General features: G+C 63.3%; 21 protein-coding genes. 9 read left to right on the top strand and 12 right to left on the bottom strand.

Annotated features, from left to right (window positions below):
• Positions 1-19: 19 nt before the first annotated feature.
• A complete protein-coding gene (locus IPK09_12275) occupies positions 20-1645 on the bottom strand; it encodes a histidine kinase (protein MBK7984388.1) in 1626 nt (541 codons plus the stop codon).
• Positions 1646-2335 (bottom strand): response regulator, encoded by a 690-nt coding sequence (locus IPK09_12280; protein ID MBK7984389.1) that lies wholly within the window; start codon positions 2333-2335, stop codon positions 1646-1648.
• Between the two features lie 177 nt (positions 2336-2512).
• On the opposite strand from IPK09_12280, the gene xrtT reads away from it, so the two are divergent.
• Both xrtT and IPK09_12290 read left to right on the top strand, forming a co-directional pair.
• Positions 2513-4018, top strand: a complete 1506-nt coding sequence (gene xrtT / locus IPK09_12285; protein MBK7984390.1) for an exosortase T — start codon at positions 2513-2515, stop codon at positions 4016-4018.
• 18 nt (positions 4019-4036) lie between these two features.
• Positions 4037-6226 (top strand): VWA domain-containing protein, encoded by a 2190-nt coding sequence (locus IPK09_12290; GenBank protein MBK7984391.1) that lies wholly within the window; start codon positions 4037-4039, stop codon positions 6224-6226.
• On the opposite strand, the gene IPK09_12295 is transcribed toward IPK09_12290, so the two are convergent.
• Complete coding sequence (locus IPK09_12295; GenBank protein ID MBK7984392.1) at positions 6207-7145, bottom strand: AEC family transporter; 939 nt, start codon at positions 7143-7145, stop codon at positions 6207-6209. The two genes, IPK09_12290 and IPK09_12295, sit on opposite strands and share 20 nt — an antisense overlap.
• Before the next feature lie 254 nt (positions 7146-7399).
• Between IPK09_12295 and IPK09_12300 the strand changes: the two genes are divergently transcribed.
• Positions 7400-8983 carry a glucan biosynthesis protein gene (locus IPK09_12300; GenBank protein ID MBK7984393.1) on the top strand — a complete coding sequence of 528 codons (1584 nt, stop codon included), beginning with the start codon at positions 7400-7402 and terminating at the stop codon, positions 8981-8983.
• 39 nt (positions 8984-9022) lie between these two features.
• On the opposite strand, the gene IPK09_12305 is transcribed toward IPK09_12300, so the two are convergent.
• Complete coding sequence (locus IPK09_12305) at positions 9023-10540, bottom strand: hypothetical protein (GenBank protein ID MBK7984394.1); 1518 nt, start codon at positions 10538-10540, stop codon at positions 9023-9025.
• A gap of 135 nt (positions 10541-10675) precedes the next feature.
• Here IPK09_12305 and IPK09_12310 point away from each other — a divergent pair, with 135 nt between their 5' ends.
• Positions 10676-10999 (top strand): DUF1840 domain-containing protein, encoded by a 324-nt coding sequence (locus tag IPK09_12310; GenBank protein ID MBK7984395.1) that lies wholly within the window; start codon positions 10676-10678, stop codon positions 10997-10999.
• A gap of 40 nt (positions 11000-11039) precedes the next feature.
• On the opposite strand, the gene IPK09_12315 is transcribed toward IPK09_12310, so the two are convergent.
• From IPK09_12315 to IPK09_12330, 4 genes are all read right to left on the bottom strand, one after another.
• A complete protein-coding gene (locus IPK09_12315) occupies positions 11040-11192 on the bottom strand; it encodes a hypothetical protein (protein ID MBK7984396.1) in 153 nt (50 codons plus the stop codon).
• Entirely contained in the window at positions 11189-12970 is a 1782-nt protein-coding gene (locus tag IPK09_12320; GenBank protein ID MBK7984397.1) for a diguanylate cyclase, read from the bottom strand. The genes IPK09_12315 and IPK09_12320 overlap by 4 nt, the downstream gene beginning before the upstream one ends.
• Before the next feature lie 119 nt (positions 12971-13089).
• Complete coding sequence (locus IPK09_12325; GenBank protein MBK7984398.1) at positions 13090-15471, bottom strand: alpha-glucosidase; 2382 nt, start codon at positions 15469-15471, stop codon at positions 13090-13092.
• Between the two features lie 46 nt (positions 15472-15517).
• Positions 15518-16279, bottom strand: a complete 762-nt coding sequence (locus IPK09_12330; GenBank protein ID MBK7984399.1) for a DsbC family protein — start codon at positions 16277-16279, stop codon at positions 15518-15520.
• Positions 16280-16308: 29 nt separating this feature from the next.
• On the opposite strand from IPK09_12330, the gene queA reads away from it, so the two are divergent.
• On the top strand, positions 16309-17442 hold the full coding sequence (gene queA / locus IPK09_12335; protein ID MBK7984400.1) for a tRNA preQ1(34) S-adenosylmethionine ribosyltransferase-isomerase QueA: 1134 nt from the start codon (positions 16309-16311) through the stop codon (positions 17440-17442).
• 98 nt (positions 17443-17540) lie between these two features.
• A complete protein-coding gene (gene htpX / locus IPK09_12340; protein MBK7984401.1) occupies positions 17541-18425 on the top strand; it encodes a protease HtpX in 885 nt (294 codons plus the stop codon).
• A 59-nt stretch (positions 18426-18484) separates the two neighbouring features.
• On the opposite strand, the gene IPK09_12345 is transcribed toward htpX, so the two are convergent.
• Complete coding sequence (locus tag IPK09_12345; protein ID MBK7984402.1) at positions 18485-20578, bottom strand: EAL domain-containing protein; 2094 nt, start codon at positions 20576-20578, stop codon at positions 18485-18487.
• Positions 20571-21644, bottom strand: coding sequence for an EF-P beta-lysylation protein EpmB (gene epmB, locus IPK09_12350; protein ID MBK7984403.1), 1074 nt, complete (start codon positions 21642-21644; stop codon positions 20571-20573). The genes IPK09_12345 and epmB overlap by 8 nt, the downstream gene beginning before the upstream one ends.
• Before the next feature lie 44 nt (positions 21645-21688).
• On the opposite strand from epmB, the gene efp reads away from it, so the two are divergent.
• The 3 genes from efp to genX all read left to right on the top strand — a co-directional run bounded on the left by efp (position 21689) and on the right by genX (position 25205).
• A complete protein-coding gene (gene efp, locus IPK09_12355; protein MBK7984404.1) occupies positions 21689-22258 on the top strand; it encodes an elongation factor P in 570 nt (189 codons plus the stop codon).
• A 121-nt stretch (positions 22259-22379) separates the two neighbouring features.
• Positions 22380-24209, top strand: a complete 1830-nt coding sequence (locus IPK09_12360) for a diguanylate cyclase (protein MBK7984405.1) — start codon at positions 22380-22382, stop codon at positions 24207-24209.
• Positions 24210-24212: 3 nt separating this feature from the next.
• The gene (gene genX, locus IPK09_12365) at positions 24213-25205 is read left to right on the top strand and encodes an EF-P lysine aminoacylase GenX (protein ID MBK7984406.1); all 993 of its coding nucleotides are present in this window, start codon (positions 24213-24215) and stop codon (positions 25203-25205) included.
• Positions 25206-25213: 8 nt separating this feature from the next.
• Here the strand turns inward: genX and psd are convergent, their stop codons facing one another.
• Positions 25214-26122 carry a phosphatidylserine decarboxylase gene (gene psd, locus IPK09_12370; protein MBK7984407.1) on the bottom strand — a complete coding sequence of 303 codons (909 nt, stop codon included), beginning with the start codon at positions 26120-26122 and terminating at the stop codon, positions 25214-25216.
• A gap of 46 nt (positions 26123-26168) precedes the next feature.
• A complete protein-coding gene (locus IPK09_12375) occupies positions 26169-26807 on the bottom strand; it encodes an SCO family protein (GenBank protein MBK7984408.1) in 639 nt (212 codons plus the stop codon).
• Between the last annotated feature and the right edge of the window lie 91 nt (positions 26808-26898).

The following is a 26898-nucleotide window of genomic DNA, read 5'->3' on the forward strand; positions in this document are numbered from 1 at the left end:
ACCTGATGAGTGCGGGGTCCTAAATCGCGCGCGGCAATTCAATCAACCACCGCGTGCCCGCCGTGCAGGGCGCGAGTTCGATGGACCCATTGTGAGCCGCCAGCAGGGATTTGACCACCGCCAAACCCAAGCCGGTGCCGCCTCGGGCGCGGGCGGTGGTGAAAAACGGCTCGAACACCCGCGCCGCGTTGGCGGTGGAAATGCCCGAACCATCATCCGCGACCTCAAGCCGCAAACGACCGTCGCCCGTCTCGGTTTTGAAGTCCGAGCACGCCACGGTCACGGTCACTGCCTCGCCGCCGTGCTGGCGGGCGTTGTCGAGCAGATTGCTCAACAGCGAATCCAGCACCTCCTCGGCCATCGCCACGCTCGACGCCGGCAGCGGTTCGACGACTTCGACCTTTGAACCCGCCTCGCGATAGCGGGCGACGAGACGGCCGATCGCGGCGGCGATTTCAGCGCGGTCGGCGGGCGCGGCCTGCATCACGTCGGCGCGGGCCAATTCCAACAGCCGCCGCACCAAGCGCTCCAAGCGCAGCGCGTCCTGATCGAGATTGTCCAGAAAGCGCTCGCGCTCGGTGGCGGTCATGGTGTCGAGATGGTCGCGCAGCAGCTCCACCGCGCCGCGGATGCCGGTCAGCGGCGTCTTGAACTCGTGGGAAACGTGAGCGGCGAAGGTGCGGATGTAATCGGCGCGCTGTTCCAGATGGCCCGCCATCGTCACCACGGCTTGCGATAAATCGGCGATTTCGCGGGTGATTGGCCGAGCCAGCGCCGTCATCGCGCCCTTTTCGCCGGCGGTGGCGCGCCGCGCTTGCCGGACCAGCCGCCGCAGCGGCCGCACCACCGCGAACGAGGTCAGCACCGACATCGCGATCACGGTCGCCAGCAACAAACCCGCCGCCGCCAGCAGGTGATAGCGCTTGCCGTGCAGCACCTGGGACAGCGAAGCGGGCGTGCGCCACAACAGCACCGCCGCCACCACCCGCCGGTCGTGGAGGATCGGCGCGGCGACGAACACCCGTAACAACGTTCCGCGGCTGATGGAGTCGATGGCCGGCGGCGCGGCGTCGGGCAGGCGCTCGCGCAGCAGGCTGAGCGGCTCGCCGTTCAAGGCTCGGCGCACTTCGTCAAACCCCGTCAGGGAGCGGCCCAGACTGGGGCCGGTGGTGGCGACTACCGTCCCCCGCGTGTCGGTGACGGCGATGCCCGCCAAGGTCATCACTTGGGCGTCCACCAGCAAGGCTTGCAACTCCTGACCGACCGCTTGGGCGTGAGGATCGGGCGACGCGAACGCCTCGACCGTTTCCGGCGGCGGCGGATGCACGGTGTCCTGCGCTAAATCCAAACGCGCCGGACGGGGCCGCCAGCGCGCTTCGCGGGTGTGAAACTGGAGCCAGGGCGGCGCGAGCGGCAACCCATATTCAGGATCGGCCGCCGTTTGGGGAGCCAGCCGCTCCAGCGCGGCGCGGTAGCTGGCGGCGACGAAAGCGGCTTGCGCGATCAATTCCGATTCGGTTTGCCGGACCAGGGCGCTGTCGTACAGCCGCAGCGCCTCCAAACCCAACAGCGGCAGCCACAGCGCGGTCAGATTGACCGCCAGCAACAGGTGATGCAGCTTGAGCCGGGGCCGGGACGCCGCCATCTAGCACGGCCCCAGCCGGTAGCCGATCCCGTGCAAGGTTTCGATGGGGTCCGCGCCGAGGGACTTGAATTTGGCGCGGACCCGGCGGACGTGGCTGTCGATGGTGCGGTCGCTGACCACCCGATAATCCTGATAGCCCCCATCCATCAGTTGATCGCGGTTGAACACCTTGCCGGGATGCGCGAGTAAGGTACGCAAGATGCTGAATTCGGTCAGGGTCAGCACCACCTCCTGCCCTTGCCAAAAGGCGGCGTAGCGATCCGCGTCCAACCGCAGCCGCCCGTGTTCGAGCCAGCGTCCGCTCGAAGCCGCAGGATCGCGCCGTTCTTCCTTGCCGCGCCGCAGGATCGCTTTTGCTCTGGCTACTAGCTCGCGCGGGCTAAACGGCTTGGTCACGTAATCGTCGCCGCCCAGTTCCAAGCCCAAAATGCGATCCACCTCATCGTCGCGCGAGGACAGAAAAATGATGGGAACGGCGCTGGTCCGACGCAGCGCTTTACAGACTTCAGTGCCGTCCAGCTCCGGCATCACGATATCCAGCACAACTAAATCGGGCCGGGTTTCCTGAAACCGCTTGAGGGCCTGTTCGCCGTCCTCGGCTTCCACGGTCGTGAAGCCGTCTTTTTTCAAGGCGAAACAGATCACGTCGCGGATGTGCGGATCGTCGTCGACAACCAGGATGGTGGGCATGAGTCCGTCAGCTTAAACGCAGCAGATACCAGCGGGGCAACAGCTTAGCGCCGTTGCGGGAGCGGCGGAACCGCTTGCACCGGTTTTGCACGATTCTTCCTCGCTTTTGCACCAGCGCGCCATCAGGCGCGCACCTCCGCTTTCCATACTGCGCTGGCGATCCAACGGAGACTCGCCATGCGCCAACCCCTGCTTCCACTCCTCGGTCCCGCCGCCCTGATCGGGGGACTCATACTGCTAGCCGCGCACCCGCTGTTGTGGCTGGTTCAGACTTGGTTCGATCCCGCCTACGATTCCCAGGGCTTGTGGGTGGCGGCGCTGGCCGGCGGTTTGCTGCTGTGGAGCGCGACCAGCCCCTTACAAGGGATCGACGCCCGCCAGCGCATGAACGGCGTCGGTTTGCTGGGGCTGACCGCCTTGTTGCGCTTGCTCGGCCAATGGTCGGGCGTCAACACCGTCGGCGCGGCGGCGCTGGCGGTGGATGTTTGCGCCATCGGTCTATTGCTGGGGCTGCGCCGCCGCGCCCGCCCGCTGTCGCCCGGCTGGCTGGCGGTGCTGTTCGCCTTCGCCTTGCCGGTCGAGCGCATCTTGCAACGCGGCTTCGGTTTCGCCTTGCAACAGGCGTCCGCCGCCGGCGCGTGCGGCGCGCTCAAATTGGGAAACGCGCCGGTTCATTGCGACGGATTGCAAATCCAATGGCACGAACACGTCGTGCTGGTCGATCTGCCTTGCTCCGGCACGCGCGGCTTGCTGCTGTTGCTGCTGTTGTTCGCGGCGCTCGCCGCGCGGGTGCGACCGACGCCGCGTCAGGCGGTTTGGGGCGCGCTGATCGCACTGGCGTCGGCGGCGCTCGGCAACAGCCTGCGCATCGTCGCCCTCGCGGTGGGCTTGGTTCACCGCGACGCCCTGGGCGGCTTGGATGTCTTCGCCGAACCCTGGCACAGCGGCCTCGGCCTGCTCACCTTGGCCTTGTCGGCCTTGCCGTTGGGGTGGTGGGCGCACTGGAGCCGACGCGCCGTCCTCCCTCAGCCGTCCGCCGCGTCCGCGACCGTTGCCGCGCCGGCCCTGTTGAGGGTCCGCCCGCTCGCGGGCGTGGCTTTCCTGATCGCCTGCGCCGGCATCGTCAGCGTGCCGCCGCAACCCTTGGATGTCGCCCGCCCGCAGGCCGCGCCGCGACTGCCCGACCGGATCGACATCTTCGCGGCCCTGCCCGGCGCGCTGACCGACCGGGAACAAAGCTACTTCACCCGCTACGGCGGCGGCGCGGCGCGGGCGGCTTACGGCCCGTTCGGCCTCTTGGTGGTGAGCACCTCCGCCCCGCTGCGCCACCTGCACTCGCCGGAGGAATGTCTGGCCGGCAGCGGCCACACGGTGCGCTATCTCGGCCAAACCGGCGGAATCACCCCCAGCGCGGTGTACCGCAGCACCGACCCGCAAGGCCGCGATTGGCGGATCACCGTCAGCTTCGTTTCGGAACGCGGGGAATGGACACCCCACGTCGCCGAGGCGATCTGGCGCTGGCTGCAAGCCCCCGGCACCACTTGGCGGATGATCCAGCGGATCGCGCCGTGGGAATTGCCGGAACCCCTGGTGGAAAACTTCGACGTCGCGGTATGGCGGGCGTTGGACCTCTCGCCGTCCGCCTATCGTGGCACCCCGCAACCCCTGACCGTGAAACTCTAACTTTTCGAGGAAAATCCCATGAAGAAATTTAAAGCACTCCTCATCGGCCTCCTGGCTTGGCTGCCTCTGAGCGGCGCGCTGGCCGTCGTCCCCGACGATCTCGGCGGGCGGATCGAGGCCCAGGTGGACGGCAAGCCAGTCACCTTCCCGCTGCTCAAGACCGACATCGACGCCGACGTGCAAGGCGATCTGGCGACCGTGACCGTGACCCAGACTTTCGCCAATCCCTTGAATCAGGCCGTCAACGCGACCTATCTGTTTCCACTCAACGAAACCGCCGCCGTCAACGCGATGGTGATGGAAGTCGGCGACGAGCGGGTGCAAGCCAAGATTCAACGGATCGAGGAAGCCCGCGCCACTTTCAAAAAAGCCCAAAGCGAAGGCCGCAGCGCCGCGCTGCTGACCCAGCACCGCCCCAACATGTTCACCCAGGACATCGCCAACCTGATGCCGGGGCTGCCGATCAAGGTGAGCCTGAAATACGCCCAGACCGTGCCGCGCGTGGACGGCGCGTATGAGTTGGTGGTGCCGCTGGTGGTGGGGCCGCGCTACCAGCCGCAAGGCGCGGGCGTCGCGCCGAACGAGGCCGCGCCGCGCGGCGGTATCCAGCATTGGGGCGCGAAGACCGGCACGTCCGGCGGCGCGACCAGGGCGGACAGCAAAGCCGCTTACGGCCAGTGGGAAGTCGAGCAGTTGCCGGCCTATCCACCGGTGTTCGAACTGAACGCGCCCGATCAGATCGACCCGGAACGAGTCGGTTTGACGATTCATCTCAACGCCGGCATGGCGATTGAGGCCATCGAAAGCCGCACCCATCCCATCACCACGCAAACCACGGAAGCCGGCAAAGCCGAAATCCGCCTCGCGAGCGGCCGCACCTTGGACAACCGCGATTTCGTGTTGCGCTACACCTTGGCCGGCGCGCGGACCCAAGCCGGATTGCTGGCCTATCGGGATCAGCGCGGCGGCTTTTTCAGTCTGATGCTGGAACCGCCGCAAGTTCCGGCCGACGCCGAGGTTACGGCGCGCGAAATGGTGTTCGTGCTGGATTGCTCCGGTTCGATGAGCGGCTTGCCGATGGACGCCAGCAAAGCCTTCATGCGCTCGGCGCTACGCAAGCTGCGCCCGACCGACAGCTTCCGCATCATCCGCTTCAGCGACTCCGCCAACGAATTTTCCAGCCAGCCGCTGCCGGCGACCCCGCAAAACATTCAAGCCGGCTTGCGTTACACCGATTCGCTGCAAGGTGAAGGCGGCACCGAGATGAGCGCCGGCATCCGTCAAGCCCTGGCTCCGACGGTTCCGAGCGGCGCGATTCGCATCGTCACCTTCTTGACCGACGGCTACATCGGCAACGAGGCGGAAATTTTGGCGCTGCTCAAGGCTAATTTGAACGACGCCCGGCTGTACGCCTTCGGCGTCGGCACCGGGGTCAACCGCTATCTGTTGCACGAAATGGGCCGGGTCGGGCGCGGCTTCACCCGCTTCATGGACCCGACCGAGGATTTGGAAAAAGTGGCGGGCGAATTGGCCGAACGCCTGCAATCGCCGGTGCTGACCGACATTCAGATCGACTGGGGCGGGATGGAGGCGAGCGAGCAAAGCCCCGACCGCATCCCGGATTTGTTCGCCGGCCAGTCGTTGCGCATTCAAGGCCGCTACAACCGCCCCGGCGCGCATGAAATCACCGTGCGCGGCTTGGTGCGCGGCCGTCCGGCGACTTTGCCCTTGAAAATCGAACTGCCGGAAAGCAGCACCCAAGGCGAAGCGGTGCCGATCGTTTGGGCGCGCTCCGTCATCGGCGATTTGCAGTATCAACTCACGACCGGCAGGCAACAACTGGGTAGCGACGCCGCCAACGCCGACGCGCTCAAACAGCGGATCACCGATCTCGGCTTGAACTTCGCCCTGGTGACGCCGTGGACCGCCTTCGTCGCGGTGTCGGAAAAGATTTACAACCCCGATCCGGCTAACACCCCGACCTTGCCGGTGGCGACGCCGCAGGTCAAAGGCGTCTCCGAAAAAGCCTACGGCGAACCCGCCGCGCCGATCACCAGCGCCGGCGCGTTCACCGGCCACGGCGGACCGGAGCCGGAAACGTGGGTCGGTTTGCTGCTGATGGGGTTGTTGCTGGCTGGTTTTCTGATCCGGCATCGTCCAAACCGGCTTGCTGGGGCCAGCGACGATTTCAAAATCGGAGCAGCGTAAGCACCAGCGGCGTGGTCAGCGCCGCCAGCCCGGTGGACAACAGCAGACTGCTGGCCACCGGGCCTTCCAAACTTTGAAACTGGCGCGACATCAAATACACGTTAGCCCCCACCGCAATGGACGCCAGCAGCACCACCACTTGTGTTTCCATGGATGGCAAACCGAGCGCGCGGGCGAGCAGCCAGACCGCCAGCGGTTGCAGCAACAGCTTGATCGCACTGATCGCCAGACTGATCCGCCAGCCGTCGCGCACCCCGTATTCCGCCAATCCCATGCCCAGCGCGACCAACGCCAGCGGCGCGGCGGCTTGGCCGAGCATCGCCAGCGGCGTCTCGATCAAAGCCGGCAGGGGCAAGCCGATGAAGCCGAACAGCGAGCCGGACAGAATCGCGGCGACGATAGGGTTGGTCAGCACCGCGCGGGTGGTTTGCGCGAAACCGCCCAGCGAAAAATGGCCATGCCGCGCCCATTCGACCGACACCGTGACCAGCGTCCACAGAATCAGCGCGTTGAACACCAGCACCAACGCCACCGACGGCACCGCCGTCTCCCCCAGCGCCACTTTGGCCAGCGGCAGACCGAGCATCACATTGTTGGAAAACACCCCGCCCAGCGCGAACACCGACTGGCTCACGCCATCCAGTCCAAAGACTTTCCACGCCACCAACCGACCGATGACGAAGACGATCAGACAGCCGCCGAAAAAGGCCAACAACAGCCGGGCATCGACCGGCGGCAATTTGGAAAAATCGCTCATCAGCCGGAACAGCATGGCCGGCAGCGCCACCGTAAAGACAAAGCGCGTCAGATCATCCGACATCGATTTCGGCCAGCCTGAAAAACGCATCAGCCCATAACCGACGAAAACAAGAACAAACAGCGGCGCGGCGAGAGCGATCTGCTGGAGGAAAGCGTTCATTCAAACTCCGCTACAGTAAATTCTTGTATGAGTACAGGGACATGCTATCCAAACCCCTCTGGAGGATCGCGCCAGTCCGACAGAACACGCTCGGCGGGCTCCGCCGGATCCAACTCGGGTGAGGTAACGACATAGGGCATGGCGGCTCCAAGCGCGACGGTCAAGGTCTCTGTCACCACGGCGCTGCATGAGCTATCATCGCTTCATCGCACCGTTTTGCTCTGCATCCGCTGCAATGGGGCCACCTTGCCATCATGAAGTGCTCGATCACCCGCCGTTCCTTCCTCAGTACCGCCCTCCTGACCCCGTGGCTTTCCATGCTGCTGGGGGCGGAGGTTCGGGCCGATCAGAAACTGCTGGCGGACCTCCAGCTCGGTCCGGCGCAACCGTTCAGTTTCGACAGGCTGCGCGAATACGCCAAACAGCTCGCGACTCAGGCGTATCAGGCCCCGGTCCCCCGCCACGCCGAGACCATCGAAAAAATCGACTACGACGCCCATCAAGAGATTCAATATAGACCGGACGCCGCGCTCTGGCGGCAAGGCGATGGTCCGTATCCGGTTCGGTTGTTTCATTTGGGACGACTGTTTCCCACGCCGGTCAAAATCCACGCCGTGCGCGAAGGCGCGGCGCGCGAGCTTCTTTACTCATCTCGGCTGTTTGCCTTCGGCGAAGCGGAATTCGCCGCAAACCTGCCGGACGACTTGGGCTTCGCCGGTTTTCGGATCATGCACTCCAAGACCGAAGAACGCGACTGGCTGGCCTTTCTGGGCGCGTCCTATTTCCGCAGCGCCGGCGAACTCGATCAATACGGCATTTCGGCCCGAGGCGTCGCCATCAATACCGGCTTGCCCACGCCGGAGGAATTTCCTCGCTTCAGTCAGTTTTGGCTGGAACCGACCGCCGATCCGCAGGCGGTCATGATTTATGCTTTGCTCGATGGTCCCAGCCTGACCGGCGCTTATCGCATCCAGGCGATCCGCCACGAGCGCGTCATCATGGAGGTCGAAGCGGCGCTGTTCTTTCGGAAAGACATTCAGCGCCTGGGCGTCGCGCCGCTGACCAGCATGTACTGGTTCTCCGAAAGCAACCATCAGCCCAGTTGGGACTGGCGGCCGGAAGTGCACGACAGCGACGGACTGGCGCTGTGGACCGGAGCGGGCGAACGCATCTGGCGACCGATCAACAATCCGCCTTTCGTGCAGATCAGCACTTTTGTCGATGACAATCCTCAGGGTTTCGGGTTGTCCCAGCGGGATCGCAATTTCGAAAACTATCAAGACGACCGGGTATTTTACGAACGCCGGCCCACGCTGTGGGTGGAGCCGCTGGAGCCGTGGGGCGCGGGTGCGGTGCAGTTGATTGAAATTCCCACGGATTACGAAGCGGATGATAACCTCGTCGCCTGTTGGATCCCGCGCGACCCCGTGCGCGCTGGCGACACTCGCACCTTCAAATATCGCCTGCATTGGGTGGCCGACGAGCCTTACCCGCCGGCCCGCAGCCGGGTCGTCGCCACTCGCATCAGTTGGCGAGCCCTTCCCAAGGCCCCCTTGCGCCCGGCGCACAGGATCTGGTTCGCCATCGATTTCGCCGGCGGACCGCTCGACCGGCTCGACCCGAAAGAGCCGGTCCAACTGGTCGCCAGCGCCACCCGCGGTTCCCTGCGCAGCCCCGGCGCGTTTCAAGTGACCGGCACCCGCCGCTGGCGGGCGGATTTTGAAATCGAACTGGAGGGCGGCGAACCCATCGACTTGCGCGCCTACTTGCGGTTGGGCGAGCAGGCGCTTTCGGAGACTTGGCTGTATCAGTTCATCCCGCGCGCTTCGACCAGCTGAATTTCAGGCCGCGCTGGAGCACGCAGCGGCGAGGCGCGGTCAACCCCCGCCATCCACGGTCGGATGACCGACTTCGAGCAGGTCCCGCCACGTTTCGACCCAATAGCGGATGGCGGTCATCGGCAGCCCAGCCCACAGGCGGAACCAGTCGGCGTTGGACAAATGGCTGCCGAACTCGCGGGAGTCGAAGGGCGCCATCCCGCGCAGCGCCAATTCTCGGTAGCATTGAACGAGCGCGCCGCGAATCAGCACCTCATCGACGGAAACCTGCCCGGACACATCATCGGTCACCCCGGCCAGGGTCAACAGGGTTTTGCGAAACAGCGTCAGTTCTTCGGGGAATTGGATCGCGCCGGCGGTTCCCAGCCCGTCCAAGAGCCCCATCAGCCAGCCGAACCCCGGAAAGGTTCCCCGCCGTACTTGGCGCAACCCGGTCGCAACGGCGGCGCGCAACGCAGCCGGATCGGACGAGCGCCCCAGCGTTTCGATGGCCTGAACGGTGGCCGCCTCATCCTGGGTCAGCGCGCCGGCCACGGCCTGCACCACCGCCACGCATTGGGCTTTGCTCAGCACGGTGACCAACGCCCAATCCAGGATCGCCAGCCGGCCGTCGCGGGTGACGAATAAATTGCCGGCGTGCGGGTCGGCGTGGAACACGGCGGCCGACGGCGCGGGATGCCAGAACGGCTTGGCGACCAACGCCTCAATCAAGGTTTTCGCGAGTTGCTGGCGTTGGCCGAGCGGCAAAGCGGAATCGGTCACCTTGCAGCCGTCGATCCGTTCCATGGCGGTCATCCGCGTCGTGCAGAACGGCAACAGTCGCGGGATGATCACACCGGGCGAATCGGCGTGAAACGCCGCCGCCCGCGCCAGATGGACCTGTTCGTGGTCGAGTTGGACCTCTCGCGCCAGCAGCTTGCGGATGCTATCCAGCGTATTGCGATAATCGAGCACCGGCAGGCCCAGTTCGGCGCAGCGTTGTTCCAGAAAGACGCCCAGCGCCGACCAGATTTCCAGTTCCTCGTGCAGTTGCTCCTCGATACCGGGCCGCAGCACCTTGAACACGCCCTGGCGCGGTTCGGTCGATCCTTCACCACGCCACGCAAACGGCACCACCACCGCGACGCTGGCCTCGGCGAGCGCCGCCGAACCGAGTTCAAGACCCGCAACGTGCCCCCATTCCCGCTGGATGAGCGCGGTGATGTCAGCCAGCGGCGTGGTGGGTTCAAGGGATTCGAGTTCTTGCAGGTTCGCGCGCAATTCGGGGGCCAAGCGCCGGTCGCGCGCCAGCATCTGTCCCAGCTTGTGCAAGGTCGGGCAGCGGCGAAACAACAGGCCCAGCCGACGCGTCGGGTGAGTGCTCGGCGGCAAGGCCAGTTGTTCGGCGGTAATGGCGGTCAGGCGCGAGGGCGACAAGCGCTCCAGAAAGAACAGCATCGCATCCACCACCAGCGGTCGATAAGCGGCGTGCGCCTCGGGGACGATTTCAGCCAGTCCGAGCGCTTCGGCCAACGCTTGCCCGTTCGAACCGTTCAAGTTATCAATCAGCTCCAGCATGGTTTGAACCTTTCAGCAGCGATCTCAATCTGAAATTCGAGTTGTCGTAACCGGTCGCCCATATAAAATGGCCCCTAGCAATTTTTGTACGTTCGAAGCGCGCTCCAACGATCGAGACCCAGTGAGGAGGCTGTGATGATTGTCACCTTTAAGACCAAAGCGCACGCCGACATCATGATGTTTGGCGATATCGCCGTCCAGTTGCTTAAGCTGATGGGCCACAGCGGGACCGTGCCGAGCGCCCTCGTGGCCGAGGAGGTACCGGGGGCGCTGGATCGTTTGAAAAAAGCGGTGGCGGCTCATAAAGCGGCGACACCACAACCGGCAAGGCCCGCTCAAAAAGAGGACGGGGAGAAGGAAGAAATTCCAATCGATTTAGCGCAGCGCGCGTTACCGTTAATTCAGTTGTTGGAAGCGGCCGCGGCGGCGAAAGCCGATGTGCTGTGGGATCATCAATAACCTGAAGGCTCGGGCGCTCAGGCCCGAGACCGCTCAAGCCTCAATTCGCAACGAACGCGCGAATGGCCCCCGCCACCGCTTGCGGTGGCTCCCAATGGGTATTGGGACCGGAGTTGGGAAACGCGATGCATCGAGCGCCGGACGGCAAAGCGGCCAGCAGCGCATCCTGCTCGGCCGTCCGCAAGACGTTCACAGCTCGCGCCGGCCACGCTCCGGCGAGCCGATTGAGGTCGATAAACTCGACTTCAACTTGCTGGCGTGCTTGCGGGAGTACATATCGGCATCGGCATGTTTGATGAGTCCGTCCGCCGTGGCGGCGTCAGCGGGGTAGCGAGCCAGCCCGACCGCCCCTCCCAGCGCATGTCCGGCCAAACCGTTCATATCCACGCTCGTCAATGGCTCCCTTAAGGCCCCTTCGATATTTTCTCGAATTTGCTCCGCGGTGCCATCATCATGAATGTCGTTCGCCAGCAGTACGAACTCATCCCCCGCATAGCGCGCCACCAGATCGCCGGAACGGATCGACAGGCGCAGGCGCTCGCCAATTTCGACCAACACCCTATCGCCCGCGGCATGGCCCAAACGGTCGTTGATGAACTTGAAGTTATTCAAGTCGATAAAGAACACCGCAAACGGCGTATCGTCCGCCCGCCGCCGGTGCTGGTGAATCCGGTCGGTAATGGTCCGCAGGATTTCTTCGCGATTGACCAGCTTGGTCAACGTATCGGTTCGCAGCCAATGTTGCATTTGCCGGAAGCTCGCCGCCAGATCGCCGATTTCATCAGCTCGGTCGATGTGCAACGGAGTATCAATCCGGCCCTTCCCCACTGCGCGGGCGGCCTCGGCCAGCTTTTTCAGATCGCGACTGACCCAGCCCAGGATCGTCAGACCGATCGCGACCGCCACCAGGGCCGCCACCCCGCCGATGATCGCCGTCCGAAGCACATTCTCGGTCACCCCCTGAATGAAATCGCTGCGCGGTACCGCCACGACCATGATCCAGTCTAGCCCAGACATATCTCTGAGCCGGTCGTAGGCGAGTTCGATCACTTCGCCGTTCGGGCCCACAAAGTGCAATGTCGTGCGCGGCGCCGCCGCGGCCGGCGCGGCCAGCGCTTGACGCACGCGCTCGAAAGCCGCGACTTGTAAGGCATTACCGCTCTCGCTGGCATTGAGACGGACGCTGGCGCCGTCGGCCAGCAGCTTGGTGTTCGGAGTGCGCGACGAGGCGATGAGGTTGCCATCCAGCTCGATGATGAACGCCAAGGCATTCTTGCTGATGGTCAGCTTGCGGACAAAATCGTTGAGTTGGCGCAATGAAACGTCGGTGGCGACCACGCCCGCCAGCGCGCCTTGCGCGTCGAGCACGCGACGCGCTCTCGTGGCTACTAGCTCGGCGTTACGAAAATCGATGTAGATGGAGGTCCACGTATAGGACGGATGGACTTCGCCCGCCCGGTACCATGGCCTCTCCCGCGGGTCGTAGAGCTTGGTCTCCAAGGTCGGTTCGGACAGCGCGCCGTTAATACCGGTGAATCGGTACAGCGCGCGCGGAGCGCTGGCGTCGAACTTGATGCGCAGTTCGCCGTCTTGCTGCGAATGACGCCACAAGCCGAAGAAATGGCCTTGCCGCGTGCCGTAGTAGGCGTAATTGTTCGGGTCCAGATGCAAGGAGGTGGCAATCCAGAATCGGGTGCGCAACTCGTCGAAATGGGTTTCGAGGTTCTCGGGAGCGGCCATGCCCTCGGGAAAGGCGGCCTCCAGCACCGCGCCCGAACCCATGATGTGCCGGTCCACCGCCTGGCTGATGCGCCCGACGGTCTCACGCAGCAAGTGGTCGGCAACCGTATCCACCGCTTGACTGCCCGTGCGATAGGACAGCAAGCCGATCAACGAGGCCACTCCAAGCACCAGCACTACATACGGTACCGTCAAGGATTGCCGGAACGAAGGGCGAGCGGGAAATTTCAAGGCATCACAAATAGGTCAAAAAAGAAGATAATCCAATAGCCTACGCCAATAAAAGTATCTCCGCCCCCGCCGCTTAAGTCAAGGATTCGATACAGCCTCGCCAGCACCGACAAGACGCGTCATAGCCGCACCACCCACTCCCGGCACAACCACTGCCGCCGGTCGGCTCGCAACGCGCGGGTCACCATTTTACCATTGACAGTCAGCTCTATTTCCGCCAATTCCGGCCAGCCGTAAACGACCGGGGTAAAGGTCACCGTGTCGCGCGGATAATGACCCGCCTCCGCGATCCGCACCTTCAAGCGCTCTCCCTGGATTTCAGCGGCGATCTCGGCGCCGCCCCACGCGCCGCGTTGGTAACGCTGCGTGTCCCGGTCGTCGAGCGCGTACTCGAAACGGGCGGTTTGTTCGCGACAGAACAGATGCAATTCGACCGCACTCAAATCCATGACGCTGTTATGCAGCGGTCCGGCGTAGTACGGCAGCACCGCCCCGTCACGGGCGAACAGCGGCAGCTCGTCCAGCGCGGCGGCATAATGCAACACGCGCCCACCATGCACCCAAACGCCGTGATTCAGGTCGAACCACCAACCCGGCGGCAACGCCACCGTGCGCTCTTGGTATTTGACGCCATGATGGATCGTCTCCGGCCCCCGGCCCTCGCCGTTCAAGACCGGCGCGACCAGCAGCGCGTCACCCACCAGATATTGATCGTCCAGATGGGCGTATTCGGAATTGTCGTAATGATACAGCAACGGCCGGATCACCGGATCGCCGTCCCGCCAATGGGCGAAGAAACACTGATACAGGTACGGCAACAACCGGTAGCGGGTTTGGATGGCGCCGCGAATCGCCGCCAGCGCGGCCGGCCCGAACTGCCACGGCTCTTGCAACCGGGAATCGCGCATGGAGTGATTGCGGTAAAACGGGAACAGACAGCACGCTTGATGCCAGCGCACCAGCAACTCGGCGTTGGTATCGTCCATGAAACCGCCCACATCGGGACCGTTGAAGGCGACGCCGGACAGACCCAAATTGAGCGAACACGGCAAGGCCATCCGCAAGTGTTGCCAGTTGCTGGCGTTATCGCCGGTCCACACCGCGGTGTGACGCTGGGTGCCGGCGCAGGCGCTGCGGGTCAGCAAGAACGGCCGGCCGTCGGGATCGACCCGCTCCCAAGCCGCTCGGCTGGCCATCGCCATGAAATGTGCGTATTGATTGTGATAGCGCTGGTGCGGGATCGCGCCGTGCTGGAAGCGCATTTCCTCGGCGCGGCTGAAGCCGGTGGCAGGGTCGTTCATGTCCAGCCACGCGCCATCCACCGCGCTGTCGCGCAAAAAATCCGCCAACCATCGCGACCACCAGTGGCGCGTCTGCTCCAGGGTAAAATCAGGAAACACCGTATCACCCGGCCAGACTTTACCCACGTACTCGCGCCCGCTGGCGGTCTGGCAGAACACCGCCTGTTCGCGGCCGCCGTCGTAGACCGCGTAACCGGGCTCGCGCTTCACGCCGGGATCGACGATGGTGACGGCGCGGATCCCCGCCGCTTTCAGGTCGCGATTCAACCCGGCCGGATCGGGAAAATCCGTCCGATCCCAGGTGAATAGCCGATAGTCGTCCATGTAGTCGATGTCGTACCACAAGGCGCTGACCGGCACCTCGGCGGCGGCGAAGCGCTCGGCCAGTTCGCGAAACTCCCGCTCGGATTGGTAACCCCAACGGCATTGGTGATAGCCCAGCGCCCACAGCGGCGGCAACGGGGCGCGGCCGGTCAGCGCCGCATAGCGCCGGGTCACCTCCGCCAGGGTCGGTCCGGCCAGCAGATAAAGATCGGTCACGCCGCCGAAGGCTTGATACCAGAATTCACCCGGTCGGGTCTTACCGACATCCATGATCGCCCGGTTGGGATTGTCGAAAAACAGGCCCAAAAACCGCTCGCCGACTTTAAGAATCGCCAGGGGAATGGCGACGTAGGTCGGATCGTAGTCGTCGCGGGCGTAGGTGTGGCGAAACACCGCCACGACATCGACGGTCAGGAAATCGGCGGTCTCGCCCAACTTGTTGAGACGGCCGGCGCGCTCGCCGAGCCCGTAACAGCCGCTCGCTCCGGTCAAAGCGAAATTCAGCAGCAACGCCTCACCGCAACAGCCGATTCCGTTGGCGACAGTCGCTAGCGCGACGCCCGCCATCGTCACCTGAAGCTGGCTGGCGCTGCATTCGACCCGGCCGTCTGGCGCTTCAAAGATCGCGATCTCGCCCGCCAGCTTGGCCGGCGCGGCGCGGCCGATCCGATAATCCGCTAACACGGCGTCGGAGTCTTGAACCGGATCGGTCGCTTGGGCGTTTTCGAACCGCAACCGCAGGCAGCCTTCCAAGATGGCCGCGCAAGCGACCCGCAGCCGAACACCGGAGCCCAACAACTCAATTTTTTCAGGATCGCCGCTCAGCTGTTCGGGATAGTCGAAATTGAGGGGATGTATTTTTTGGCCGAAAAACATCGTTCGCCCTCGACGCTGATTTGGAAATCCGCCTAAAGATCGCCGCTCAAGGCTGCGCGGTGGTTTTGGAGCCTTGGCTTTTTTGCTCCGCCAACAGTTGCGCCAGTTGGGTGGGAGGCACGTAACCGGGCAGCATTTCCCCGGATTCCAAAATCATGCTGGGCGTGCCGCGCACGCCCAACTTCTGGCCCAGTTCGTATTCCGCCTGAACCGGGTTATCGCACGTCTTGTTCTCAATGCTCTCGCCGCGCTTGGCTTTGGTCATGGCCTCCCGCCGGTCCGACGCGCACCAGACCGACACCGCTTTTTTGTAGGACTCCGAACCGATGCCCTCGCGCGGGAACCACAGGTAGCGTATCTTGATGCCTTCCTTGTTATAGTCGGCTATCTGGCTATGCATCTTGCGACAGTAACCGCAATCGATGTCGGTAAAGACGGTAATCGTGTGCTTGACCGGCCCCTCGGGACCGAAAATCACCATATTGTTTTCGCCGAGCGCCTTGATGGCCTTGCCGCGCAACTCGCCGCGCCGGTGGTCGGTCAGATTGTCGCGGGTACCTAAATCCAGAATATCGCCCTGCACCGCGAAACGGCCATCTTCACTCACATATAAGACCTGGCCGCCGATTACGACCTCATAAAGGCCCGGAATCGCGGAGGGAGCCACACTGTCGGGCTTGTCGCCCTCCAAAGCCGCTTGCAGCTTGGCCAGATCAGGCTGCTTGGGCGGAGCCGCGGGGGGCGCGGGGTCGGCGGCCAGCGTGCCGGCGGAATACAGAGCGGCGACGATCAATAAGGTTTTACGCATTTCAATACCTACAGCATGGCAACGGGATGATGGATTCAGAGTTTACCCGGAAGTCGAAGTTTCACAACGGCTACCCGCTCGGTGAATCGCATCACCGCTCCCAACCGGAGGAACCGAGCCGTCAATGGCGCCGTCAGGATTTCCATTTCGAGCTGCCCACGGAGTTGATCGCTCAGCACCCTCCAGCGCGGCGCGGCGACAGCCGGCTGCTGGTGCTGGAGGGTGCCACCGGGGCGCTCGATGATCGGCGGTTTGAGGAACTACCGCGCCTGCTGCGTCCCAATGACCTGCTGGTGTTCAACGACACCCGCGTCATCCCGGCCCGACTGTACGGTCGCAAGACCAGCGGCGGGCGCATCGAGCTAATGGTGGAACGGCTGCTGGACCAGCGGCGGGCGCTGGTTCACTTGCACGCCAGCAAAGCGCCCAAACCCGGCGGCGTGCTGCTGCTGGACGCCGGATTCACCGCCACCGTGCTCGCCCGCCACCACGACCTGTTCGAAATCAGCATCGAGAGCGATCGGCCCTTGCTGGCGCTGCTGGAGCAGCACGGCCAAATCCCGCTGCCGCCTTACATCGCCCGCGAACCGACCGAACGGGACCGCGAACGCTATCAAACCGTTTACGCTCGCCGGTCCGGCGCGGTGGCCGCGCCCACCGCCGGCCTGCATTTTGACCGAACGCTGCTAGACCGGCTCGCCGCCACGGGCGTTACACAAACCTTCATCACGCTGCACGTCGGCGCCGGCACCTTTCAGCCAGTGCGGGCCGAACGTATCACGGAACACGTCATGCACGGCGAGCTTATCGAGGTCGGCGCCGAGGCGTGCGAGCAAATCCGCGCGGCCCGAGCGCGCGGCGGCCGAGTGATCGCGGTCGGCACCACGGCGGTCAGGGCGCTGGAAACCGTCACCGATGACGCGGGTATTCCGCGACCTTGGCGCGGTGAAACCCGCATTTTCATCTACCCCGGCTATCGCTTTCGCGGCGTGGACGCGCTGATCACCAACTTTCACTTGCCGGAATCCACTTTATTGATGTTGGTGGCCGCCTTCGTCGGTCATGCCGCGATTTTGCGCGCCTACCGGCACGCGGTCGAACGCCGTTACCGCTTTTTCAGCTACGGCGACGCCATGTTGCTGACCCGCCACTCGGCTTCCTGAACAAAATCGCCGCATTTTGGTCCCAACAGGCGCCAAACCACTTGCAATCGCGGCTAGCGCATCCCTACAGTTCAAAATCGCCTCAACGGAGTGCCGTCATGAAACGTATTTTCTTGTTCGTCGTCACCAACCTGGCGGTCGTGCTGCTGCTTGGCATCGTCGCCCGGCTGCTGGGCGTGGATCGCTATTTGTATCAATCCGGCCTCAACCTTTCGAGCCTTTTGATCTTCGCGGCTATTTTCGGCATGGGCGGCTCGATCATTTCGCTGTTGATGTCGAAGTCGATCGCCAAGATGTCGGTCGGGGCACAGGTCATCCAAAACCCCAGTAGCCAGACCGAACGCTGGTTGGTCGACACCGTGCAGCGCCAGGCACAAGCAGCCGGAATCGGCATGCCGGAAGTGGCGATTTACGACTCGCCGGAACCGAACGCCTTCGCCACGGGCGCCAACCGCAATGCGGCTTTGGTGGCGGTCAGCAGCGGGCTGCTGCAACAGATGTCGGCCGACGAAGCCGAAGCCGTGCTCGGCCACGAAGTCAGCCACGTCGCCAACGGCGACATGGTGACGCTGAGCCTGTTGCAGGGCGTACTGAACACCTTCGTGATCGTCCTGTCGCGCCTCGTCGGCTCGGTGGTGGATCAGGGCTTATCTCGCGGCCAGGACAATCGCGGTTCCGGCATCGGCTACTACCTGACCAGCATGGTGTTGGAGCTGCTGTTCGGCTTGCTGGCCTCGTTGATCGTGATGTGGTTCAGCCGCCAGCGGGAATTTCACGCCGACGCCGGCGGCGCTCGGCTGGCCGGTCGCGGCAAGATGATCGCGGCGCTGGAGCGGTTGCGGCAGTTGCACGAACCGTCGCGCTTGCCCTCGCAGATGGCCGCGTTCGGTATCAACGGCGGCTTTGGCCAGGGCTTGCGCAAGCTGCTGACGACGCATCCGCCGCTGGAGGAGCGTATCGCCGCGCTGCGCCAGCAGGCCTGACGGGCACGACGAGAACGAATGCCGCGGCACGCGGCTGCCCGGACCTTCGTTCGAGGGTTTTAGCTGGCGTATTGCCGGAAATCGAAATCCAGTTTAGGGCTCGCTTCCGCGACCATGCTGCCTTGCACCAGCGTGACCCCGAACTGCCAGATGCTCGCCATCTGCGGCGCCGTCGCAACGCCGGCGGCCACGACGCGAATCTTTAGGTTCTGCGCTTGGGCGGCCAAATCCGCCATCGCCCGGCGGCTGTTTTCGTCCTTGGATTTGGCCAGACGCTCGATCAGGCTGCCGTCCAGTTTGATATAGTCGGGCGTCAACTCCTTCAGCAGGCGGTCGGAATGCGGCTTGCCCCCAAAATGAGACAGCGCCACGCCGCACCCCAGCTCCCGCAAGCGGACGCGCAAATACTTCGCTTCCTCGAAGCAATCTTCCAGATTGTCCTCCTTGATCTCCAGCACCAAGTGCTGGGCCGGCAGTCGACTGTCCTTGACGCTCTTGGTGAGCCAATCGAAAAATTGCTTGTCCACGATGGAGTTGCGAGAAATCCGCACGAAAAGCAGCGGCGGCTTCAAGGCATCCTGCCGGATTTCCATGAGCGCCGACAGCGCGCGGATGAGCGTCCATTTATCCAGCGCCGCCATCGCGCCATAGCGCGCTGCCACCACGCCTACTTTTTCCATGGGCTGCGGCTTGCCGGTCTCCTCATCGACAATTTGCAGATACGTTTTGTAACGCGCTTCCTCGGCCGCGCCGAAACTGACGATCGGTTGATAGTTGAGACTTAACAGCCCCTTGGTCAAGGCAGCTCGAATCAGCCTGATGACCGCCTCATCCTGCGGGCTGACCACACCGCTCTTCTTTTCAGGACTGGGCGGGTTGTAAACCTCGACCCGATTGCCGCCTTTTTGCCGGGCCATCTCGCAGGCCCGGTCGGCGTGCGACAAAATCTGCACGGCGCTTTCCTGACTATCCTTGGCCCTGCAAATCCCGATACAGCAGGTGGTGGTGAACATTTTGTTGCCGATTTGAAAGCTGTGCTCGGCGATGGCCGCACAAATCCGCCCGCCCACCACCACCGCGTCGGTCGGCGAGCCGGCGGGCAAAAAAATCGCGAACACCCCGCTGGCGAAATGCGCGGCGATATCTTCGCGCGCGAGCATTTCCTTGAACAAACCAGCCACTTCGCTCACGAACTGCTCGACAGCCTCGAACCCCATGGCGTAACGGATGGCGGCGTAGTCCGTCAACAAGAGGTACAACACGCTGCCTTCGTGATCGATCTCCAAGGTTTCCATAAAAAACCGCCGGCTGTACAAACCGGTCACCTCATCATGCTTGAGCAAATCTTCAAGCTGCTGCTGGCTGATCGTACTGCTCTCCGGGGTGGCGTCCCGCACGATGATTTGCGTGCAGGGTTCGTCGTTCATCCGGGTCGGCGCGCATTCCAACATGATCGGAAAGGTTTTAGCGTTGCTGCGCAACCCGACCAGCTCGACCGGTTCGACCGCTTTGCCAGAGCGGATGCTGCGACGCAATACGCTCTTTAACGCGTCCCGATAGGTGGGAGGCACCATGTGGACCAATTGAATGTTGGCCAGTTCTTCCTTGTGTTCGTAACCAAACAGTTGCAGGTATGCCGGATTGGCGTAGATATGCACGCCTTCATGAATGTAAGCGACGGCTTCCTGGCTGTTTTCCAAGAGCGCCTGAACGCGGCTCTCGCTTTCCTTGAAACGGGTTTCGAAGGATTGCCCGCGCTTGCGCGCTCGCAAGTGCGCCAGTTCCTTGCGCGCCACCGCCACCAGATGGTCGGCATCTTCCAGATCAAAGTAGTTGTCCGCCCCTTCCTCCAGCAGGCGGGCGGGCTTGTGCTGCTGGCGGTAAGCCTCGTCCACCGTCACGACGATGGGAATATCTTGCCCCGATTCGGCCACCATCAGCCGCACCTCGGCGACGGTCGGCAAGTCTTCGCCCGGCCTCAATAAAATCAGATCCAGCAGTTGATAATCAATGGCGTTGCGAGTCTGCTCGGCCTGGTCGGTTTCGGTCAGTTCGAGCTGGTAGCCATCCGCCCGCAGGGTCTTGACGACATGGTCGATGGCGGACCTCGAACGATCCACGATCAGCAGATTGATGACGGAAGGCTCAGACACGCGTTCCAACCTCTACGGATGGCCAGAAATCCGACGCTAACCAGGGCTTAGCGGAGGCGCTCCCTACCGGGACCTTGGCCGGATAGCCCGGTTGTTCCCGTACCAACCGGGGTACAAGATAGCCCGGTAACAGCTGCAACAATCTGTCCATGATAGCTGATGCCTCGCTTTCGTTCACCTCATAATGCGCCGCACCGCGCACGCGATCGAGCAGATGCAGGTAATAGGGCAGCACGCGGGCGGCGAACAAAACCTCGCTCAGCTCGGCCAGCACCGCCGCGTCGTCATTGATGCCCCGCAATAAGACCGATTGATTCAACAGCGTTAGCCCGGCTGCGGCCAAGCGTTCCAGCGCCTCGCGCACGGTTTCATCGATTTCGCGGGGGTGGTTGGCGTGAATCACCAGCACCGGGCGCAGCCGAGTCTTGGCGAGAACATCCAGCAACCCATCATCGACCCGTTCGGGCAGGACGACCGGTTGTCGGCTGTGGATGCGCAGGCGCTGTAGATGGGGAATTCGGTCCAAACGTGCCAATAATGCGTCCAAACGTCGGTCGGACAACGACAATGGATCGCCGCCGCTGAGAATCACTTCCCGGATGCTGGCGTCACCGGCCAGATAAGCCAGCGCCGGCCGCCATTCCGCAGCGCCCGCCTGATGCTCGGCATAGGGATATTCGCGCCGGAAACAATACCGGCAATGCACCGCGCAAGCGCCGGTGACGACCAGCAGCGCCCGGCCCTGGTATTTATGCAGCACACCCGGCGCGGCCCGCGCGGACCCGTCAGCAACCGGGTCGGCGACGAACCCTGGCGCTGGCGCCAGTTCCGCCGCCAACGGCAATACTTGCCGCAACAGCGGATCGTCGGGATCGCCCTTGCGCATCCTGGCCACGAAGCCGCGCGGCACCCGCAGCGGAAAGCGCGCGGCCGCCGCCCGCGCCGGCCACGACCGTTCCAAATCGAGGTCCAATTCTTGCAGCAATTCGACCGGATCGGTGATGGCCCGAGCCAGCTCACGTTGCCAGCGCGGCACCTGACGCCTGTTCGATTTTGTCAGTATCATAGTCAACTATTTTTTGACCCTTCCACAACCGAGATGGATGTTGTATGGCAACGTATAGTACCAATGAATTCAAAAGCGGATTGAAGATCATGCTGGATGGCGACCCCTACGCCATCGTCGAAAATGAGTTCGTCAAACCCGGCAAGGGCCAAGCGTTCAACCGGGTCAAGGTGCGCAACCTCAAAACCGGACGGGTCATCGAGCGCACCTTTAAGTCGGGCGACAGCGCGGAAGGCGCCGACGTGGTCGATGTCGAATTGCAATACCTCTACAACGACGGTGAATACTGGCACTTCATGGACCCGCAGAGCTACGAGCAGCTAACCGCCGATGCCGCGGCCGTGACCGACGCCGCCAAGTGGTTGAAGGAAGAAGCGCTCTGTCAGGTCACGCTGTGGAACGGCGTGCCGCTGAGCGTGGCCGCGCCCAATTTCGTGATCATGACCATCGTGGAAACCGATCCCGGCTTGCGCGGGGATACCTCCGGCGGCGGCGGCAAGCCGGCAACCCTGGAAACCGGCGCGGTGGTCCGAGTTCCGCTGTTCGTGCAAAGCGGCGAGGTGATCAAGGTGGACACCCGCACCGGCGAATACGTTTCCCGCGTCAAGGAATAAGCGAGGCTACGGGCTCCAGCCATGAAGACTTGGATTTGGCCGAGACGCACGGGCGTCGGGCGGGTCGCTCGCCGGCGTCGGACGCCGCTGGGCTGACAACCGGGACCGGGAGAATGCGCGCATGGCTGCCTATACGATTGACGATATCGAACGGGCCGACACCAACCACGCCGTCCAAATTGCCGATCGGGTCTGGTGGGTCGGCCACCGGCTGAAAAACGATGTGTTTCAGTGTCACGTTTACCTGATCGAGCAGGGCGATCAATCCATATTGTTCGACCCCGGCTCGGTGCTGACTTTCCGACAAACCCTGCGCAAGATCGAGGAGGTCATCCCGTTTTCCCACATCCGTTATTTCGTCTGCCACCACCAAGACCCCGACATCACCGGGGCGCTGCCTTTGATCGATCAGTTGATCGACCGCGACGACGCGGTGTTGGTCACCCATTGGCGCGCCCAGATGCTGATCAAGCACTACGGGATACGGCTGCCGTTCTGGCTGGTGGACGCCAACGACTGGAAACTGATGCTGCCGGATCGCCGGCTCGACTTCATCTTCACCCCTTACGCCCATTTTCCCGGCGCCATCTGCACCTTCGATTCCTCGACCGGCGTGCTCTTTTCCAGCGACATCTTCGGCGGGCTGACTTCCGAATTCGCGCTGGTCGCCAAGGACGAGCATTATTTCGAGGCCATGCGGCCGTTTCACGAACACTACATGCCCAGTCGGGACATTCTCGATTACGCCCTGAGCGCCATCGAGCGCCATCCCATCCGGATGATCGCGCCCCAGCACGGCTCGATCATCCCCGAGCATTTGATCCGGCCGATGATCGACAAGCTGAAAACGCTGGACTGCGGGCTGTATCTGATCGCGCGGGGCGACACCGACATCCAGCGGCTGTTGCGGATCAACCAAGCGCTGCGCGACATCACCAGCACCATGCTGATTCATCGGGATTTCCGGGATATCGCCAGCAGCCTGCTGGCCATCACCCAACGGGTGCTGCCGGTGGTTTCGCTGGAATTCTACGCCCGGCTCGACCACCGCAGCGTGTTGAATCTGTCGGCGGCGGCCCGGCACAGCGGCCTGGAGATCGAGCCGCCGGCGGCGGTCGCCCGGATTCTGGATCTGGACCAAAAGCAGTGGAACGAGCTGAACGCCAGCAGCGCCGCCGGCTTCATGCTGACCCGCGACGGCGACGACGCGCCCGTTCTGATGCTGCCGCTGTTTTCGCCCGACAAGCGCACGGTGCACGCCGTCGCCATCGTGGCGCTTTCCGAAGCGGTGACCGCCAGCGACGAATTGCGCCAGATCGTCGAGCAGATCAGCGTGCCGCTTCAGGTGGCGGTGGAGCGGGAGGTGATCCATCGCAAGCTCGATCTGGAGCGGCAACGGGTCTACGAGCAGTCGATCCGCGATCCGTTGACCGGGCTGTTCACGCGCGCCCACATGCGGGAAGTGGTGCAGCGCTTGTGCGATATTCAGGATCGTGGCTCCGGCGGCCCGGTGACCGTGACGTTAATGGACATCGATCACTTCAAACCGATCAACGACGGCTACGGTCACCATCAGGGTGATATCGTCTTGCATCGGATCGCGGAGGAAATCTTGCACGCCATTCGCGCCAGCGACATTCCGGTGCGGTTGGGCGGCGATGAGCTGGCGATTTTTTCGCTGGGCGAAGAATTGGCCAATATCGCCAGCTTCGCCGAACGGCTGCGCGCGCGGATCGCGGAATTGAACTTCGGCGCTCCCTTGAGCGGTCGGTCGGTCACCTTGAGCCTCGGCGTCGCGGTCCGCCAGCAAAGGGAACTACTGCTGGACTTCATCCAGCGCGCCGATACGGCGCTCTATGACGCCAAGAACGCCGGACGTAACCGGGTCTGCTTCGCCGATGATAGCATAGCCCCCGATCCGCCCTCCCGCCCTCACCCGCCAGCGATTTAACGCATGGAGCAGGCTGCTTGCTGGCGACCCGGCGCCGACCTGTCCACCTTGCGTTTGCGCGCCGGATTGCTGGCGCAAATCCGCGCTTTTTTCGCCGAGCGGCAAGTGTTGGAAGTCGAGACGCCAGCCCTGTCGGCGGCGGCGATCACCGACCCTCAGTTGGCCAGTTTCGGCACGCTTTATTCGGGGCCGGGACCGCGGTACGGACAGATGCTTTACCTGCACACGTCGCCGGAATTCCCGATGAAGCGCTTGCTGGCGGCGGGTAGCGGCTGTATCTATCAGATCGCGCGGGTGTTTCGCGACGGTGAGGCGGGCCGCCGCCACAATCCTGAATTTAGCTTGCTGGAGTGGTATCGGCTCGGTTTCGACCATCACCGGCTGATGTCTGAGGTCGCGGAGTTGGTGACGGCGCTATTGGCCGGACGCATGGCATTGGCCGAACCGGAACGCTTGAGCTACCGCGAATTGTTTCAGCGCTTCCTGGGCTTGGACCCCTATCGCGCGCGCGTGCGAGAATTAGCCGCCTGCGCCCGGAGTCACCTCATTCCGATTCCGCCGGGAATGCCGGCGGCCGAGCTCGATCCCTGGCTGGATTTGCTGTTGACCCACCGCATCGAGCCCGAACTGGGGCAGGGGCGGCTGAGCTTCGTATACGATTATCCGGTCTCGCAAGCGGCCTTGGCGCGGTTGCGACCAGGCGATCCGCCGGTCGGCGAGCGCTTCGAGCTGTATCTGCACGGCGTCGAACTCGCCAACGGCTTTCACGAACTGGGGGATGCCGCCGAACAGCGCCGCCGCTTCGAGCGGGAAAACGCGAAACGCTCGGCGCTGGGGCTACCGGCGATGCCGGTCGACGAGCACCTGCTGGCGGCGCTGGACAGCGGTTTGCCAGAGTGCGCGGGCGTGGCGCTCGGTTTCGATCGCCTGGTGATGGCGGCGGCGGGCAAGACCTTGCTTCAAGAAGTCATCGCTTTTCCGGTCGACAGCGCCTGACACCGCTTTCAATCGGTTACTTTGACGCTCTGCCCCAGGCGCTGCCCCATCCGCACCGTCGCGCCGGCCTGGATGCCGCTTTCCCAGCGAACCCTTGCGGAACCGAACAACAAGATCACCGTCGAACCCATATTGAAACGGCCCAGCTCGGCGCCTTTGTCGAGCCGCACCGCACGCTCACCGTCGAGCGGATAACTCCACCGCCGCAGCGCGGAACCCAGCGGCGGGGTGATCGCACCCGCCCACACGGTCTCGATGGAGGCCACGTTGATCGCCCCCACCAACACCAGCGCCATCGGTCCCAACGGCGTCTCAAACAGCGCCGCCACCCGCTCGTTGCAAGCAAACAAATCCGGCACCACCCGCGTCGTCAAGGGCGAGACGCTGAACAATTTGCCGGGCACGTGCACCATCTCCCGCAATATCCCCCCCAACGGCATGTGGATGCGATGGTAATCGCGGGGGGATAGATACAAGGTGGCGAAAGCGCCACCCTGGAACGGCCGCGCCCGCTCGGCATCGCCGCCCAGCAAGGCCGTCAGCGAAAAGTTTCGGCCCTTGGCCTGCACCAGCCTGTCGGCCTCGGCGCAGCCGATTTGACTGACCGCGCCATCGACCGGACAGCACACTACCGATTCACCAGCGGCCAGCGGCCGGGCGCCTGGTTTGAGCGCTCGCGTGAAAAAAGCGTTGAAATGCGGATAGGCTCGCGCGTCGGGCTCCAACGCCTCGTTCAAATCAACCTGAAAGTGGCGGACAAAGCCACGGATCAGCGCCTCTTTCAGCCAGGGCGAGCGCGCTCGCGTCAATCGATAGGTCAAGCGGGTCAATAACCGCTGAGGCAGCAGATATTGCGGGAAATTGCGCAAGCGATCACCGAAGGTGACCGCCGGGGCGGGTGGAAGCGAGTCAGGCATGAGGATCAAATAGTGGCTATGGAAAACCCAAACGGCCGGCGGCCCTTCAAGAAGCAGCGGCCCGAATTTTCAGAAAATCCCGCGCCATCCGTTCGGGATTTTGCGGTGGGGTGAAAATGGCGCGCGGCAACCCGTCAGGATCGATCAAGGTGATGGTCGAGGTATGGTCGATCGTATAATTCCCCGTTTCCTTGCCGTCGGCTCCGCGCTGGTAAAACACGTACAGCGGTTTGGCCAGCTTGCTCAGCTCATCGGCGGGCCCGGTCGCGCCCTGAAATTTCGGATTGAAGTACCTCACATAGTCCTGTAGCCGCTGCGGCGTATCGCGCTGCGGATCGACCGAGATGAAGACGTAGGCCGTATCCGCATCGACGCCTCGCTCCACCAGCAGTTTCTGCAAGCGATTCAGCTCCACCAGCGCCAGCGGACACACATCCGGACAGTAGCTGTAGCCGAAATAGAGAAAAGTCCATTTTCCGCGCAAGTCGGCGCGGGTGAACGGTTGACCGCTGTGATGAATCAAGCGAAACTCCTCAAGCGGTTGCCGGTCGGTCAAGTAAGCGCCGGCGATGTCGGGAGCCGGCGCGGGTCGATGGCCGAACAGCCAATCCCCCACCCAGACGCCCATACCCAGCGCCAGAACCCCGGCCAGCGCCAGCCCGGTCAACGTTGCCCGATGGCTCATGCTTCGTTTGCCTCACTCACCTATTCTTTACATATTAGCCATCATGGTGGCTACTTCTTCCTTCTCGATCGGAGAGCATATCCGCTTCGCC

Source organism: Candidatus Competibacteraceae bacterium (genome assembly GCA_016713505.1).
Classification (GTDB): Bacteria; Pseudomonadota; Gammaproteobacteria; order Competibacterales; family Competibacteraceae; genus Competibacter_A.